Source organism: Wolbachia endosymbiont (group A) of Epistrophe grossularia, assembly GCF_947251435.1.
GTDB classification, from domain to species: Bacteria; Pseudomonadota; Alphaproteobacteria; order Rickettsiales; family Anaplasmataceae; genus Wolbachia; species Wolbachia pipientis.
In genome coordinates this window covers 830,227-847,154 of sequence record NZ_OX366363.1, presented here as the reverse complement: position 1 = coordinate 847,154, position 16,928 = coordinate 830,227, and the positions used below count along the sequence as shown (strand labels likewise).

At 36.1% G+C, this 16,928-nt stretch carries 15 protein-coding genes, 1 tRNA gene and 3 pseudogenes; 6 read left to right on the top strand and 13 right to left on the bottom strand.

Annotation, left to right across the window (positions count from 1 at the left end; genetic code table 11):
• Positions 1-54: 54 nt before the first annotated feature.
• From OPR28_RS04060 to OPR28_RS04050, 3 genes are all read right to left on the bottom strand, one after another.
• Complete coding sequence (locus OPR28_RS04060; RefSeq protein WP_174515942.1) at positions 55-222, bottom strand: hypothetical protein; 168 nt, start codon at positions 220-222, stop codon at positions 55-57.
• Positions 223-234: 12 nt separating this feature from the next.
• Positions 235-924: an acyloxyacyl hydrolase gene (locus tag OPR28_RS04055; protein WP_265023557.1), complete on the bottom strand. Its 690-nt coding sequence runs from the start codon at positions 922-924 to the stop codon at positions 235-237.
• A gap of 205 nt (positions 925-1,129) precedes the next feature.
• On the bottom strand, positions 1,130-1,339 hold the full coding sequence (locus OPR28_RS04050) for a hypothetical protein (protein WP_265023556.1): 210 nt from the start codon (positions 1,337-1,339) through the stop codon (positions 1,130-1,132).
• Positions 1,340-1,372: 33 nt separating this feature from the next.
• Here OPR28_RS04050 and OPR28_RS04045 point away from each other — a divergent pair.
• The 3 pseudogenes from OPR28_RS04045 to OPR28_RS07135 all read left to right on the top strand — a co-directional run.
• A pseudogene (locus OPR28_RS04045) lies at positions 1,373-1,729 on the top strand (transposase); the annotation flags it as partial.
• Positions 1,730-1,771: 42 nt separating this feature from the next.
• Positions 1,772-2,424 (top strand): annotated as a pseudogene (locus OPR28_RS04040) (IS630 family transposase); the annotation flags it as partial.
• Positions 2,425-2,496: 72 nt separating this feature from the next.
• Positions 2,497-3,583, top strand: a pseudogene (locus OPR28_RS07135) (IS3 family transposase).
• Positions 3,584-3,780: 197 nt separating this feature from the next.
• On the opposite strand, the gene OPR28_RS04015 reads toward OPR28_RS07135, so the two are convergent.
• The 3 genes from OPR28_RS04015 to rpmE all read right to left on the bottom strand — a co-directional run bounded on the left by OPR28_RS04015 (position 3,781) and on the right by rpmE (position 6,256).
• Positions 3,781-5,136, bottom strand: a complete 1,356-nt coding sequence (locus OPR28_RS04015) for a hypothetical protein (protein ID WP_070356931.1) — start codon at positions 5,134-5,136, stop codon at positions 3,781-3,783.
• 83 nt (positions 5,137-5,219) lie between these two features.
• Positions 5,220-6,014, bottom strand: coding sequence for an NAD kinase (locus tag OPR28_RS04010; protein ID WP_070356930.1), 795 nt, complete (start codon positions 6,012-6,014; stop codon positions 5,220-5,222).
• A gap of 38 nt (positions 6,015-6,052) precedes the next feature.
• Positions 6,053-6,256: a 50S ribosomal protein L31 gene (gene rpmE / locus OPR28_RS04005; protein ID WP_007548602.1), complete on the bottom strand. Its 204-nt coding sequence runs from the start codon at positions 6,254-6,256 to the stop codon at positions 6,053-6,055.
• Between the two features lie 128 nt (positions 6,257-6,384).
• Between rpmE and fabD the strand changes: the two genes are divergently transcribed.
• Entirely contained in the window at positions 6,385-7,365 is a 981-nt protein-coding gene (fabD, locus tag OPR28_RS04000; RefSeq protein ID WP_155969147.1) for an ACP S-malonyltransferase, read from the top strand.
• A 39-nt stretch (positions 7,366-7,404) separates the two neighbouring features.
• Here fabD and gpmI read toward each other — a convergent pair whose 3' ends face one another.
• Both gpmI and OPR28_RS03990 read right to left on the bottom strand, forming a co-directional pair.
• On the bottom strand, positions 7,405-8,925 hold the full coding sequence (gene gpmI / locus OPR28_RS03995) for a 2,3-bisphosphoglycerate-independent phosphoglycerate mutase (RefSeq protein WP_265023554.1): 1,521 nt from the start codon (positions 8,923-8,925) through the stop codon (positions 7,405-7,407).
• A 33-nt stretch (positions 8,926-8,958) separates the two neighbouring features.
• Positions 8,959-9,030, bottom strand: a tRNA-Asn gene (locus OPR28_RS03990).
• A 610-nt stretch (positions 9,031-9,640) separates the two neighbouring features.
• Here OPR28_RS03990 and OPR28_RS03985 point away from each other — a divergent pair.
• A complete protein-coding gene (locus OPR28_RS03985; RefSeq protein ID WP_265023553.1) occupies positions 9,641-9,850 on the top strand; it encodes a hypothetical protein in 210 nt (69 codons plus the stop codon).
• 580 nt (positions 9,851-10,430) lie between these two features.
• Here OPR28_RS03985 and purH read toward each other — a convergent pair.
• The 5 genes from purH to OPR28_RS03960 all read right to left on the bottom strand — a co-directional run bounded on the left by purH (position 10,431) and on the right by OPR28_RS03960 (position 14,069).
• The gene (gene purH, locus OPR28_RS03980) at positions 10,431-11,942 is read right to left on the bottom strand and encodes a bifunctional phosphoribosylaminoimidazolecarboxamide formyltransferase/IMP cyclohydrolase (RefSeq protein WP_265023552.1); all 1,512 of its coding nucleotides are present in this window, start codon (positions 11,940-11,942) and stop codon (positions 10,431-10,433) included.
• An 80-nt stretch (positions 11,943-12,022) separates the two neighbouring features.
• A complete protein-coding gene (gene fmt, locus OPR28_RS03975) occupies positions 12,023-12,922 on the bottom strand; it encodes a methionyl-tRNA formyltransferase (RefSeq protein ID WP_077188399.1) in 900 nt (299 codons plus the stop codon).
• Positions 12,923-12,934: 12 nt separating this feature from the next.
• The gene (gene rplT, locus OPR28_RS03970) at positions 12,935-13,300 is read right to left on the bottom strand and encodes a 50S ribosomal protein L20 (protein ID WP_006279340.1); all 366 of its coding nucleotides are present in this window, start codon (positions 13,298-13,300) and stop codon (positions 12,935-12,937) included.
• Between the two features lie 20 nt (positions 13,301-13,320).
• On the bottom strand, positions 13,321-13,527 hold the full coding sequence (gene rpmI / locus OPR28_RS03965; RefSeq protein WP_007548610.1) for a 50S ribosomal protein L35: 207 nt from the start codon (positions 13,525-13,527) through the stop codon (positions 13,321-13,323).
• A 98-nt stretch (positions 13,528-13,625) separates the two neighbouring features.
• Positions 13,626-14,069 carry a PAS domain-containing protein gene (locus OPR28_RS03960; protein ID WP_010962890.1) on the bottom strand — a complete coding sequence of 148 codons (444 nt, stop codon included), beginning with the start codon at positions 14,067-14,069 and terminating at the stop codon, positions 13,626-13,628.
• Positions 14,070-14,234: 165 nt separating this feature from the next.
• Here OPR28_RS03960 and alaS point away from each other — a divergent pair, with 165 nt between their 5' ends.
• Positions 14,235-16,868: an alanine--tRNA ligase gene (gene alaS / locus OPR28_RS03955; RefSeq protein ID WP_265023551.1), complete on the top strand. Its 2,634-nt coding sequence runs from the start codon at positions 14,235-14,237 to the stop codon at positions 16,866-16,868.
• Positions 16,869-16,928: the final 60 nt, after the last annotated feature.

Genomic DNA, 16,928 nt, shown 5'->3' with positions numbered 1-16,928 from the left:
TTTCATCTAATTTCTTGGAGACAGTAGGCCGCAGTGTTAGCTAATTGGATAACATTATGTAACTTTAGATGATATTCTACCAGTACAATGGTAAACGTTACAGCTTAAACACATAGCAAATAGTGTTATTCCAGTGCCTTGACACTGGAATCCACATTTCTTTTTTCTAGATCCCAGTGTCATGCTACTTGGATGACAAGAAAAACCCCACTGGGATAACAAGACTGAGATAGACTAGAAATTAAACGCTACTCCAGCTTCTGCACCAACAGTGCTGTAAAGAACTTTGAGTTTCCCTTTGTCTTTGCCTGCAGCAGCATCTTTATCAAAATGAGCACCAAAAGAACCGAAATAACGAGCTCCAGCATAAAGTTTGACTTCCGGAGTTACATCATAACTAACACCAGCTTTTACTTGACCAGCAAAACCAAATTTACTTTTTTGATCATTCACAGCGTCTTTCAAAGGAGTGCTAATATACGCTGCACCAACACCAACACCAATATATGGAGTGATAGGCATATCTTCAATTGCTATATCGTAATAAACGTTAACTAGTCCTGAAATTGCTGTTAAACTGTCTGCAATAGTATCTGGCGTAAATTTTGCATTTGTAACATCATTTTTGTTTAGGTATGAATAAACTCCTTCAACATCAACTCTGATGTCGTCCATTTTGTAACCAAACGCACCACCACCAGCTATAAAAGACGCTTTTAATGGACTGTAATCACTATTGTCTTTCTTATAGGTAATACCATCAACTTTTGTGAAAAGAGGTAAAATTTCACCGTTGTATTGCAAACGAACGTAGTAGCTAGTTTCTTCATCACTTATTGGACCAACAGGATCTGAAAAAGCAGAGTTTGATAAACTTAGCAACGTTGCTAAAGCGGCTGCTGAAAAAAACTTTTTATAATGCATAATTGTCCTCGTAAAAAAAATTAAAATTCCACTTTAGCAGTCTAAGTAACAACTAAAGTTAAGTCAAGTGCTAACTTAATAACACAAAATATCCTACATTTTAACTAATTTTTAGGAGAAGACAAAGATTTTATTAATGAATAAATAGAGTTACACGACTTTTTTACTCTTGATTTTTTGGTATAGCTAACATAGGTAAGATTTACTATCGAAAGACCTCGTCATTCCGCTGCTTGTTAGCGGATGAGATACCGCGAATGAATCCATAACTACACGAACATTGCAATTTGAGTCTACCAGGAGGGCAATGCCTCTTATTCAAGTACCCTCTTCTTGTCATCCCAGTGCGTGACACTGGGATGGCTTTGTTGCATCGCTCAAGTGAAAAGAACTGGCAGTTACTGACAAAATTCATTATAAATAGCCATTTAACTGTTGAAGAAAAAATATGCCACAAAAAATGAGAGTCAGTAACTGCCATGAATATAACAAATTTCTCCAAGAAAGAGGAAGCATTTTTTGTTATATCAATGACGCCATAGAAAATTGGTACGAGAATTGTCCAAAAATGCAGGGCGGCAACTATATTTATAGTGATAAAGTTGTGATTTTGGTGCATATAATCGTCAGTTTCTTTAGAATTGGTTTAAGACAAACAGTCGGGTTTATAAAAGGGTATTTGCAACAAATAGGAAGAGATTTGGCAGTTATCAGCTATTCACAAGCATCAAGAAGGTTTAAGAAACTTAATATTAAGATAAATGATTGCAGAATTGATAAAAATATAGCTCTTTCCATAAAAGTCCGGATGTGATAGGATAAGGATAGATGATGATAAGGAGGTTGAATGCCAGCAGCATATAGTTATGATTTAAGAAAAAAAGCAATGGAAGCGCTAGACGAAGGAGAAAGCAGAGAAACAGTGGCAGCAAGATTTAAGATTGGACGAACTACTTTATGGGAGTGGCAGCAAAGAAGAAAAGAAACAGGAGACTTTCAATCAAAAAAACTTGGAAATGGGGGTTACAATCACAAAATTACCGACTGGGATACCTTTGCCAAATTTGCCAGAGAACACGGAGGAAAGACTCTATCGGAAATGGCTAAACTTTGGAACAACGTTAGTATCCAAACGATCTATCGAGCCCTTAAAAAAATTGGATTTACGCGCAAAAAAAGACATATGGATACAAGGAAAGAAACGAAGAAAAACGTGCTGAATTTTTGAAAATTATAGCGACAAAAGAACCTAAAAACTTAGTGTATATAGATGAGTCTGGCATTGATAACACCGAAGACTACCCCTACGGATATTGCCAGAAAGGACAGCGGTTTTATGCCTTAAAATCTGGAAAGAAAACTCAACGAATCAGTATGGTTGCAGCCTTAAGTGGAAGAAAGATAGTTGTTCCGTTAACCTTTGAAGGCCACTGTAATATGGATGTTTTTAATGGATGGTTTGAGCAATTTTTGACACCGATCTTGGAACCTAGACAGACTGACCTTACCCAGAAAAAGTGGAGAGAAAGAAAAGAGTTTTTTTGGGTAAAATAAAATTTTGGAGGATTAGAAATGGTAAGAGAATATACAGCAGAATTCAAATTGGAAGCTGTTAAACTGGCAAATGAACAAAGAAAGGCAGGTCAAACAATTACAAAAACAGCAAAGGATTTAGGAATAAAGGGTGGTTTATTAGGAAAATGGATAAAGAAACACAACGAAAAAAAGTCGGCAGCAGATGCATTTCCAGGTAGAGGTAACATGGCTCCTTACGACAAAGAGAGGTTTGATTTACAAAGCAAGAGTAACAAGGGAAAGAGACATTTAAAAAAAAGCCCTGGCCAGTCAAAAAGAGTAAAATATTTTTTTATATAGTAACTGCTATAAAGTACAGGAATTATGTAGGATTTTCTGCTAGTGGCTACTATAAGTGGACCACAAGAAAAATAAGCAGTAGAGAATCAGCAAATAAAGAGCTACTCGAAGCTATTCAAAAAATATATCAAGTTTCTAAATGTAGATATGGAGCTCCTAAAATTCATGCTGAATTGAAGGCTTTGGGTAAAAGTTGCAATTTGAAAACGGTGCAAAGTATTATGCAGAAAAATGACATCAGGGCTATACTGAGAAGAAAGTTTAAAATTAAAAAACAACAAACAGATAATAGAGCTGTAGCTCCCAATATACTAGATCAAAACTTTATTGTTGATCAACCAAATAAAGTATGGGATTACTTACATCAAAACCAAGGAGGGATGGCTATATTTGGCAGCAATAATTCTCACGTATGGTAGTTAATGAGTAGTGCAATAAATAAACAATTGGTTATGAACTCTTTATTAATGGCCATTAATAGGCGTAAACCTGTTAAAAATCTACTGCTGCACAGTGACCAAGGTTCACAATATACTTTGCAAGGTTATCAATATCTCTTATCCATAAAAAACATAAATGAATCATAAAGGTTGTTGTTACGACAATTCTGTTGTGGAAAGCTTCTTCAGTTCTCTAAAAAGGGAGTTACCAATAGACACCTCTCGGCACTCTAAACAGCATATCAAAACTGCTATATTTGAATATATAGAAATTTTTTATAACAAACAACGTCACTATTAACTATTGCATTCCTGAGCATTTTGATTCATCATTCTCTTTGTGAAAAACATTCCAAACTTTCTCTCCACTTTTTCTGGGTAAGGTCAGTCAGCTACTTGGATGACAGGGGAGGGAGGTGCTACCCTGACAATCGTCATCCCGCTACGTGTTAGCGGGATCTAGAGATACCGCGAATGAATCGCGGTATGACGGTCTGCAGCGGTATGACGTAGGGCTGCACTAGCTATATCATGCATTTTATTAACCGACACTATAAACAATATCCTTACAATTATGAGATTGAACCACAACTTGCTCAAGCGTTAAGCTGCTGCGTTTAGCGTCTTTACTGTGATTTTCCCCAAGAACATTTGTTCTTTCTCGTTTTATTTCCTCAATGAATTTCCCATTAACATCTTTAGGATCAATCTCTTCTTCAGAATATATAAGGTTAGTGCAATTTGTTTTTCTATAATAATGCACGCCAAGACATATAATTGATAATGCAAGTATACCAGAACCTATAAGTAATGATAATCCTATGTTATTAGTCAAAGGGTTTTGGTAAAATTTTTGTACACCATTAACACCATGTGTTGCAAGTAGCCCTAGAGGAAACGCTATATTTGCAGCAACTACACCAGTAAATAATGCAGTAAATATTGGTCTGTCGTTAATTACTGATTTTATTTTATTAGTTCTAGTAATTACTTTTTCGTCAATGTTAGTGAAGCCTTGTTTAGCTTCCCAAGCATTAAGTACAAAATTTGAATGAGTGCCATTGCTATATTCCAGTCTTACAGATTTTATAGCTTTATCTTTTGGCTGGTGCTCCAACACCTCAGCTAAAATTTTATCCGCATCTTTTTTTTGAATGGAATGTTCTTCAGTATCTATAAATTGCCTTGTTGCAAAAAATATTGGACCAATTGCAAGCAATGCAGCAAGTGCGATAACTGGTATAGTGATATATTTTGGGCTGTTTGTAAAAAATGCAATAAATTTTGCTTTATCTTGTAAATATAATAAAGCTGCAGATATACTGAGTATAATAGCACTTGCAGTAAAAATTATAAAGCCCTTCTGCTGCATGGAATACTTTGCTCTTGGCAAGAATCTGTTTGTTTTTTTATTTGTTGTGCCACCTACATCAGAATTTAGTGACAAAGACTCTTCAGAGTCATCTGTCTTATATGATGGTGGAGAAGTTGAAGGTACATTGCTAAGTTTGTTACTTGATTCTCTGCTTAACCGTGTTAATGTTTTATCAAGATCATCAGGATCATCAAATACTGTCTCTTGAGAAGGGGATCTGCTTAGAGTTGAATTTTGTGGCACGTCAACATGAGTTTCTTCACCTTTTGTTTCTTCTAGGGAAGGAGGTGATACTTGAGTCTCAAGAGTTAACGGATCTCTTGAATTAGCATTGCTGTTTTTTTTCTCTTTAAATTCTTCCTCTAACAAAGCTTCTAAAGCTGTATTTTCATCATTTTTTTTCGGAGTACTTGTCCTAAGTGCTGGTATTGGTAAAATTCCTGGTGTTATCTCGCCATCTTCACTTATTGATGTGGAAGAAATTAATGTTACTGTTTGTTCTTCATTTACTGGTCCAGGCATATTCACTCCAAAATTAATTACTATGCTGCATTGATTACGCTATAGTTATTAAGATATAGTAAATACCAATTTACGGATAATTATTAGTATAGAAATTGTCTATCAAAGATTCTTTCATTCAGAGGGTAATCTTTGTCAAAAAGCAAAGTTATTGTGTTTTCGTGGTCTTTTTGTATTTTTATCTGTGATATATTATGAAACTCCTTGTAATCTGATACTACAAGTGCTGGACGGTTTTTTGTGTCGTTAATGTCAATTTGTACGATTGTATCGTTTGATATTAACGCTCCATTCCAATGCCTTGGGTAATAGCTATTGATAGAAGTGAGTGCAAGTAAATTTGAATTTAGCGGCAAGATTGGGCCACCGGCAGAGAAGTTGTATGCAGTGCTGCCTGTGGGGGTAGATAATATTACTCCGTCCCCTCTAAATTTTTCTACTTTTAGCTTATCATTAATAGTAATATTCATCTCTACTATTTGGTTCGCTTTTCTAAAAACGTATACTTCGTTTACTGCTATGTAATGATATCTCTTGCCACTTGTGTCTGTTGCTTCCATTTTTAGCAAAGTTAACTGAGTTGAAGTTGCATGCTCTATATGATCAATTAAATCTTCACTGCAGCTAAAGCATTTATTCATCAAAAACCCAACATTGCCAGTGTTTATCCCATACACATGCATGTTTTTATTTTCTATGACGTAATTGTGCAAAGTGCGTAGCATAAAGCCATCACCGCCAACAACTATCAATAGATCGATTTCGGACTTATTTTCTTCTGTTATATTGATAAAATTAAGTTTCTTTAATAGTTTAGATACTTCCTGCGATTTTGGTGATGGAGAAGCAACATAGCCTATATTTTTGTATTTATGCATGCTTCAGTAAACTCTCTAAAACTTAAAGAGGAGGAGAATTAGAAAATGCTTCCATATTTATCGTTAAACTTAGCTAATTTGCTAGTTTTACTTGCTAACCCGCTTGTCAAACTTCCAGTCCATGCAGGGTGAGTAAGAGGATCTCTATCAAGTTTTACCCTATCTCCCTCCTTTCCATAAGTGGAACGAGTTTCAAACTCTTGACCGTCTGTCATAACTATAATAATTTTATGATAATTCATTGTTGTTTATAAACTTTTAGTCAGTTAACATTCTAGTGAACTTAATTCACTAAGTCAATCATTATTCTAAAATATTGACAAAAAATAAATAAAATCTTATACTTAATAAGGAATAAGTAATAATTATCATGATTTTCGCTTTCCCTGGTCAGGGCTCTCAGTTTGTAGGAATGGGAAAGAGCTTATATAGTGAGTTTTCCGTTGCAAGACAAGTATTTAATGAAGTAGATAGCATATTGGATAGAAAGCTGTCTCATTTAATCTTCAACGGTCCTATTGAAGAATTAACCATTACAGAAAACGCTCAGCCAGCTATAATGGCAGTATCAATTGCAATGCTACGTGTTATGGAGCATGTGTTTGGCAAATCTCTTTTCACTGATCACAATGTTAAATATGTTTGTGGGCATTCAGTTGGCGAATATACAGCGCTGTGTGCTGCAGGAGCGTTAACGCTTGAGTCTGCAATCAAGCTGCTGAAAGTTCGCAGCGAAGCAATGCATGAAGCTTCACTGAAATGTAAAGGCGGAATGGTTGCGTTGCTTGGAGCAGAGATAAATGAAGTGGAAGATATATTGAAATCAGTTCAAATTGACGGAATTTGTGAAATTGCAAACGATAACGGTGGCGGACAAGTGGTTATAAGTGGCACTAGAGAAGCTCTTGAAATGTTACCCGATTTATTCAAAAACTCGAGTGTGAGGAAACTAATTAAATTACAGGTTAGTGGGCCTTTTCATTCATCTCTTATGAAACCTGCTGATGAAAAAGTTTTGGAGTTTTTGAAGGGTATTAAAATAACCCGTCCTATAGTTCCTTTGATATCAAATGTTACAGCTAAAGAGGAGAGTGATCCCAAAGTTATAAAAACTTTACTCGCCAAGCAAGTTGTAAGCAGAGTGAAATGGAGAGAAATGGTTTTGTATATGTCAAGCCGTGGCATTAACAAATTTGTTGAAATTGGCCCTAATAAAGTTTTATCTAATTTGGTCAAAAGAATTGACCAATCTATCAGTACAAAAAATATAGATAGTATTGGTGATATTGACAGCTTCTTTAATGAATCATTAGTACTAACAGCGAAAAATTTAAAAGTTGGATTAAGTTAAAACACATCTATTTGATGTCATTCCGGTGCATAACGCTGCCTAGCTGGAATGACAGAGGGTAATGCAAGAAATCAATGAACTGCCTGTCATTTCATCAGGTTTCTTAATTCCAAGTAGCTGTAAAATAGTAGGGGCGATGTCAGATAACCTTCCGTCTCTTAGTTTTAGATTATCGCAAGACACAATAAATGGCACTTTATTTAGAGTGTGTGCTGTATGAGGTGTATTATTTTCTTCATCGAACATACATTCCACATTACCGTGGTCTGCAGTGACAATTAATGCGGTGTTGCTTGACTTTTTAACAGCACTCAGCACTTTCGCAAGACAATCATCTACAGCTAGCACAGCTTTCTCGGCTGCTTTTATATTACCTGTATGCCCTACCATATCAGGATTAGCGTAATTTACAACTATCAGTGCGAATTCTTGGGAGTGAATTTTTTCTACAAGCTTTTCTGTGAGCTCGAAGGCTGACATTTCGGGCTGCAAATCGTAAGTTTGAACTTTTGGTGAGGGAATGAGTATTCTTTCTTCACCAGAGAAAGGTTCTTCTTTTCCACAATTGAAAAAGAAAGTCACATGAGCGTATTTCTCGGTTTCGGCGATACGTAATTGTCGTAATTTATTGTCTTCTATTGTTTGTCCTAGAGTATCAGCGAAAGAAGTAGGAGGAAAAATATAAGGAGTTTTGAGATCTTCTTTATACTTCATCATACTTAAAATTGAAGAGAATTTTGCTACCTTAGCGTAATCTGTTTTGCCAAGCAAAATACTTGCTAATTGTATCATTCGATCAGCACGAAAGTTAGCCAACAGCACTCCATCTTCTGGTTTTATACCTTGATAGTCACCTATTACTGCAGGCCTGATAAACTCATCAGTTATGTTATTCTGATAATTTTCATCAATCAACGATACTGCATTATCATGACGAGGTGCCTTTGCAAATGCGATAGCCTCATAAGCCTCAATTGTTCTCTCCCACCTGTTATCACGGTCCATAGCATAGTAACGCCCAGAAACAGTAGCAATTCTTGTGTCATTTCCCTTTATACTCTTTATAAATTCTTGAATGCATTTTTTTCCTGAATTCGGCAATGTGTCTCTGCCATCTAAAAATGCATGTATCACCACTTTTATTCCATGCTGTGATATTTTATTTGCTAAAGTTGAAATATGCTTTTGATGCGAATGAACACCACCATCGGACACCAATCCCATTATATGGCATACTCCGTTCTTACTTTTTAGATCATTAATAAAACTTTGTAGATTTACATTGTTTTCTATTGTTCCAATCTCTTGATTAATGCGCTGAAGGCTTTGCATTACTACTCTACCACTGCCAATATTCATATGGCCAACTTCTGAATTACCTATTTGACCACCAGGTAACCCCACATCAGCTCCACAGGCGGATAAACTGCATTTTGGATAATTAGAGCTAATATATTGCCAACAGGGTGGATTTGCGTTGCTGATAGCGTTGTATTTATTATTCTCTATTCCATTTCCCCAGCCATCTAGTATACATAAAACCACTGATTTAATGCTCATATAAGATTAACACTAGAATTTAACAGAGAAGAGCTCCCCGGGCCGGATTCGAACCAGCGACCAATTGGTTAACAGCCAACTGCTCTACCACTGAGCTACCGAGGAATAAACCGTTTTTAATTTACCATGTTGAACGTTGGTTGTAAACGTTTTTTGTGTAGACTTTAAGTCCAACTGGTCACAGAAACGAAAAAACTTACTTGACAAACTCCGCCAGCCCTCTTATCATGAAACTGAAGCTATTTATTTATCTTCGCAATCTGTGCAGGTTAATGACAAAAAACTTAGGGTATTTGGCGTCTCATGTTTAATTTTTCGCACTACGTGCATCGCATGTCTTTAAAAATTTTTAGGTTTTTACCTATATAAGCCGAAACGCGCTTACAAAGCGTTTAAGACAGCAAAAAACGTCAAATTGACAAGGGAGAATTTGAATACTAGCTATCCTAGGGTTTCTTTGCCTTTTTTCCTGCTTGGTAAATTTCTTAAACACTTGCGGTGTAGGTTAGTTGCAAGTTAAAAGCAGCTAAATCGCTCTTAATCAAGCGTTTTAGAATAAAAAAAACGCCGATATTTTAGTACATGGTAAATAGCCAACCACCACGGGGCTTCTTTTGCCTTTTTTTTTATTTGGTAAATTTCTTAATGTTGATGGCTAAAGATTGCACGAATGTTGCAATTACAAAAGCGTTTCTACTAGGAGGGTGTCATCCCAGTGCTTGACACTGGGATCCAGCCTTTCTGCAATCTCATCGGAAATGTTGTAACCACTTTCTATGCTAGTTTGCTTGTGAGCAACCTGGATCCCAGTGTCAAGCACTGGGATGACATTACAGGGGGCACTGGGATGACAGAAGAAGGAGGCGCTGCCGTCTTGGATGAAAAGGCTGGATCCCAGTGGGCTTTGTTGCATCGCTACTTATGAAAGGCTAACTATAGTTAGGATTATAAGCAACCTATTGAAAATCTTGTTTTTTTGCAATCAATCTGATCAAATTTAAGAATAGTAATTTGTTATTTATATTAATAAATTTAATTCTATTGAAAATAGCTAAAGCATTGAAATTCTTGAATTTTAGCCAGATTAGTGAGTGGTAGTGAAATTTCTTTTACTCAAATTTAGGTATTCACTGACCGTTCTTGTTATAAATACCAGAATAATAAGCTACTGATATTCCCTATCTTTTTTATCTTTAATCCATCATAGCTAGCGATGCAACAAAGCCATCCCAGTGTCAAGCACTGGGATGACATCATAGGGGCGCTGGGATGACATCATAGGGGGCTACTTGGCTGACAACCGTCATCCCGCTACGTGTTAGCGGGATCTCTTGTTAGCGCCGCGGCGGTATATTTGTCATCCCGCTAGCGGGATCTAGAGATACCGCGAATGAATCGCGGTATGACGGTTCGCGGCAGCATGACGATGGTTTATACCTCGTCATTCCGCTACGTGTTAGCGGGATCTAGAGATACCGCGGCGGTATGACGATAAGACACAAAGCCTAATGGAAAAAACTGCGAACGCCAGTGAAAAACATAGCAATTTTATTTTCATTTGCAGCTTTTATCACATCTTGATCTTTCAGCGAGCCGCCGGGCTGAATTATAGCTGTAATTCCATGTTTTGCACTTTCTACTATGCTATCTGGGAATGGAAAAAATGCATCTGAAGCAAGCACTGCACCTTTACATTTTTCACCTGCTTTTTTCACTGCAATGTTCACACTATCTATTCTGCTTGTTTGCCCTGCGCCGATGCCAATAGCACAACCATCTTTTGCTATAACTATTGCGTTGGATTTCACATGTTTACATATTTTCCAGGCAAAAATAAGATCTTCCTTTTCTTTTTCTGTTGTAGTGCACTTTGTTACTTGTTCTGCTTTTATTGTGTGGTCATTATTTTCTTGCACCAAAAACCCACCAACAACATTTTTAATTTGGTATTTCACATTTTGTTGGAAAGATTTATGAATAATCACTCTTAAATTTTTCTTTCTTTGTAAAATTTTTAGTGCCTCATTGTTTACCGATGGTGCTATCACTACTTCCAAAAATATCTCGTTTAATTTTTCTGCTAGCTTTAAGTCTATCTCCCGATTTAAGGCAACTATGCCACCAAAACTGCTTACTTTATCACATGATAGAGCCTTTTCATATGCCTCCAAAGCATTATTACTAACAGCAGCGCCACATGGGTTATTGTGCTTTATTATCACTGCTGCAGGCTCTTCGAATTCAGAAGTTATGTTAAGTGCGGACTCTATATCTACTATATTATTATAACTCAACTCTTTTCCATGTATTTTTTCCAGCGGATATTTGGTGAATTGATTGCTATAAAATGCAGCTTTTTGATGAGGGTTTTCACCATACCTTAATTCTTGTGCTTTATGCCCATATAGTGCGAAAAACTCTGGCAACTCATTATTTTTACTCTGGGATAAAAACCAACTGTGAATATTAGAATCGTAGTGTGCAGTGAGAGCAAATGCTTTTGTTGCTAAATGTTTTCTATATTCCAATGTTGTTTCATTGTTATTTTTTATCATCTCAGCTTTTAGTGCTTCATAGTCTTGAATGCTAGAAATGACTGGAGTAAAATGAAAATTTTTTGCTGCAGCTCTAATTAACGCCACTCCGCCGATATCAATTTGTTCTATAATTTGCTCTTCATTTGAGCCGCTACTTACTGTCTCCCAAAATGGGTATAGGTTAGTTATAAGCAGGTCTATTGGCTCAATACCTAGATTTTGTATTTCCGTTTTGTGTTTTTCTCTATTGCAAAGTATTCCTCCATGAATTTTAGGGTGTAAAGTTTTCACTCTACCACCCAGTATCTCTGGAAATTGTGTGTAATCTGAGACCTCTTGTGTTTTTATTCCTGCACTAGATAGCGTTTTATAAGTATTTCCCGTTGAAAGAATTTCTATTTGTTGCTGCATTAAAAACGATGCAAGATCAATTATATTCGTTTTATCGTATACTGATATTAAAGCTCTTTTTATTTTCATTTTTATATGGAAAGTTTTTTAAGATTATATCTAAGAAAAGGAAATTTAGCTATTACATTTCTACACTAATTTAAAGCAGTCTATTCTATAAATTTTTTTACCATGCTTGATTTCAAGCCACGAATAAAATCTTCAATACTACAAGGATTTCTCCCTTCCATTTGTACAACTTTAGGAATTAAAGTGCCACCTTTTAAACTTATGTGCATATTATCGTTAACAATCTTACCTTGTTCTGAAGCGAGAGCTTCAAAGTCAGCATCAAGTATCCTGATACGTTTATTTTCTATCTTAATGAATGCTTTTGGGTAAAACGCTTTAACCTTTCTATAAGCAACTTCACAGGCATCACTTGCATAAATTTTATAGTCTTCCACTTTGTCAGCGTAACATGCATCGTTATCGTTCTGTTTTAAGGGAAGCTGTTTTTCAATTTCGTTTAGCACTTTCAGCAGTAAATCACTGCCTAGCTTAGATAATTTATCATGCAATGTCTTGTAATTATCGTTCTTTTCGATAAGAAATTTTTCCTGTTTTAAAATAGGGCCGGAATCTAATCCTTCATCCAATTGCATAATGCTAACCCCGGTTTCTTGATCTCCTGCTAAAATTGTGTGCTGTATCGGGGCTGCACCACGCCACCTTGGTAGTAATGAAGGATGAATATTAATACAACCATATTTTGGAATATTCAAAATTTCTCTTGGAAGTATCAATCCATACGCGGCAACAACCGCAACGTCTGGCTTGAAATTTCTAAATTTTTCTTGCTCTGCCGAGAACTTTAGAGAGATAGGAGTACATACCTCTATGTTACTTTCTTCAGCGATAACATGTACTGGAGATTTCATTGGCTTCTGTCCACGCCCCGAAGGTTTTGGAGCCTTGGTGTATACTGTCACCACTTCGCTCTTTGATTTCAGTAACAAGCTCAGAGAATTAACAGCAAATCCTGGTGATCCCATGAAAATAATTCTCATGGTGTTTTTGCTTTAAGAATTCTCCGCTAATTTACCACTTACAGTTTCTACTAATTTGGCAAAATCATCCTTATAATTAACTGCCATCTCAGCAAGAATTTTTCTATTTAAATCAATGCCGGCAAGTGTAAGACCATGCATAAACCTACCATAAGTAAGCCCATGCTCTCTTGCTGCTGCATTAATACGTATTATCCATAAGCTACGGAAATCACGTTTACGGGTTCTTCTGTCTCTATAAGCATATTGCAGTGCTTTTTCAACTCTTTGTAATGCAATTCTATAACAACTTTTTGCGCGCCCTCTATAACCCTTTGCCAGTTTCAATATTTTTTTATGACGAGCGTGAGTAGTGACTCCACGTTTTACCCGAGCCATTTTATTTTACCTCCATTTTGTTAAATACCGTAAGGCATATGAAGCTTAACTATACGCGAGTCAGATTTACCAAGAATCGTTGTACCGCGCTGATTACGAATATTAGATTTACTTCTCTTTACCATGCCATGCCTTTTGCCTGACTGAGTAGAAATAACTTTACCCTTAGCTGTAAGGTGAAAGCGCTTTTTCACAGAAGATTTGGTTTTTAATTTTATTTTCTTCATATTCCAAATAAATTTACAAGCACTACTATTGAGTTCTTTAATAGTAATTAAGCATTAGTATAAATAATTTTATTAAAGAATCAAATTAAAATTGTATATTAAAGGAGTTTAAAAGTAATTACGCCCAATATGTGTGTTATACCTTCTTTATTCCCAAGTGGCAACAATACTTGCCTCATTTTAACACTTTCACTTTCTTCCTCTTCATTGATCGGGCATTTACTCTCTATTACAGTATCAAGTTTATCAATAACTGCATCTATTTTATATAGTCGCAAAAATGGTGCATCAATTGCATACTTATTATCAATGCGCGTCTTTTTCTCAAAACCATAGAATTCAACAGCCTTTTCTCCTGCATTTTCACAAATATAACCTTGATCCTTGACTTCAATGACAAAACAATGCTGCCATGATTCCATTATTTCTGCAGTGTCTATTTCATGCCTTTCTGGCCAATCTCTGTCTGATCCTTTTATGTCATTCCAGTGTTGAGTCACCACATTTGCTATTCTTTTTTCTTTGCCTACATAAATTTCCATTCCAATTTCCACATATAAAACACAGATATGAGGTAAATTTATCGTGAATATATTGATTTTTTCTTACCACAAGGTGCATGTCACTAGAAGTTCTGAGATCTAGAGAGTGGTATTGATTTTATTTCCATTACAACTTATTATTTATAGATAACCTCAATAAAAACGATGAAGCTAAACGAAATCAGAGAAAGATTTATAAAATTTTTTGTAAATAATGACCACGAGCAGGTTTCTTCTTCTCCTTTGATTCCAGAACATGACCCAACGCTCATGTTCACAAATGCTGGTATGGTGCAGTTTAAAAATATTTTTACTGGTGCTCAAAAAACTGAAATGAAACGTGCTGTCTCAAGTCAAAAGTGCCTAAGAGCAGGCGGTAAACACAATGATCTGGAAAATGTTGGCTATACAACTCGGCATCACACATTTTTTGAAATGCTCGGAAATTTTAGCTTCGGTGATTACTTTAAGGAAACTGCGATAGAATTTGCGTGGGAATTTATCACTAAGGAGTTATCTCTTGATAAAAACAGACTATCCATAACCGTCTACCATACTGATGATGAGGCGTACGAGATTTGGCGTAAGATAAGTGGCTTTTCAAGTGATAAAATCATAAGAATTACAACGGATGATAACTTTTGGAGTATGGGAAGCACTGGTCCGTGCGGTCCATGTTCTGAAATTTTTTATGACCATGGGAGTCCTCATTTACAAGAGGGCGATAGAATTGTTGAAATCTGGAATCTGGTATTCATGGAGTTTAACAAAGATGAAGAAGGTAATTTACACAAATTGCCAAAAAAATGCATCGATACTGGAATGGGCCTTGAAAGAATAGCGGCTGTTATGCAAAACGTCCATGATAACTATGATATTGATCTATTTTCTGCTCTGATAAGTAAATCACAAGAGTACTGTGGAAGAACGGAAAATAAAATAGCGCATAAGATCATAGCAGATCATCTTCGCGCGGCTGCATTTCTCATCGCAGAAGGAGTGCTTCCTGGAAATGAGGGCAGGAATTACGTATTACGCAGATTAATTAGGAGAGCCACACGTTATATTCACCTGCTTGGATATAATGATTCCCTACTCCATCGTATTTTTCCAGTGTTGATAGATAGCACGAGTTCGGCTTATATGGGAGCTGAATTAGTCAGAGCTAAAAGCTTAATAGAAACGACGTTAAAATCAGAGGAAGAAAACTTTAAAGACACTTTGATGAAAGGTATCAATCTCCTGGAGAAATTCACTACAGATTTAAAATCGGGCGATACTTTGCCTGGAGAATCAGCGTTTAAGCTATATGACACCTACGGATTTCCTTTGGATATTACACTTGATATTTTAAAAGAGAAAAAAATAAATTTTGACCAGAAGGGTTTTGATGATGCAATGGGAGAACAAAAAGAGAGAGCACGTGCTAAATGGGCTGGATCTGGTGAAAAATCTGTTGAGCAAGTATGGTTTGATTTGATCAATAAATTTGGCAAAACAAAATTTGTTGGTTATGAGTTCAATGAAGTAAGTGATGCGAAAATACTAGCTATAGTTTCCTCTAAAAATGAAGTAATTGATTCTGCAAAGGAGGGAGAAAAGATAACCATTATACTTGATAAAACACCTTTTTATGGCGAGTCAGGTGGACAAGTGGGAGATACTGGCAGTCTGATCAAATCTGATAGAAGTATTATTATAGTCGAGAATACCAATAAGGTTAATGACCTATATTTGCACAGATGCATAGTTAAGTTCGGTTCAATTTGTAAAGGTAACACAGTTGCAGCAAGCATTGACAAGGAAAGAAGGCAAACCTTAAGAAGAAATCATTCAGCTACACACCTTTTGCACTTTGTATTAAGAAAAATCTTGGGTGATCATGTCACTCAAAAAGGTTCCCTAGTTGCACCGGATAAGTTACGATTTGACTTTAGTCATAACACTCAAGTTACTCAGGATCAGCTATTCTTAGTAGAAGATATGGTAAACTCTCTAATCAGAGAAAATCTTTCCGCATCTACAAAAATTCAAAGCATGAATCAGGCAATAGACGAAGGAGCTATGGCGTTATTCGGCGAAAAATATAGCGATCAAGTAAGAGTAGTGAAGATTGGAGATTCAAGGGAACTGTGTGGTGGCACGCACGTTGAACATACTGGAGAAATCGGTTTATTTAAGATAGTAACAGAGAGTTCTGTTGCTTTTGGAGTGAGGAGAATTGAAGCTTTAACTGGTCAGGAAGCAATCAATTATGTACGTGATAATGAAATTAACTTAAAAAAAGTTGCAGAATTCGTAAAAGCGCCAGTGAGTGAAATAACAAGCAGATTAAGTATTTTAAGTCAAGAACACAAAAAATCCGAAACCAAAATAAAAAACCTATATAAAAAGCTTGTGAGTGCAGAGAATATAAAAAGCACCGAAATAAATGGAATAAATTTTATAAGCCACACTTTCACTGATATTCCAGCAAATGTAATAAGAGAGTTTGTTTTGCAGCAACAAAAACCAAAAACGATAATAGCTTTTACGGCAACAGAAAAAGATAAAACAGTCTTGATTATTAAAGTAAGTAAAGACTTAATCAATAAGATTAGCGCAAAAGAACTAATATCCATAGCAGTTAAAAAGAACTGTGGTGGGAATGCTGAACTTGCACAAACAGGCTGTGATAGCAATAAAATAGATGATGCCATTACAGCCATTTATAGCAAAATAACAGCTTCTAAGCACTCTACGTCATACCACCACGAACCGTCATACCGCCGCGGCGCTAACAAGCAGCGGGATACTTAACCATCGTCTACACCGTCATACCGCGATTCATTCGCGGTATCTCTTAGCCGCTAACAAGAG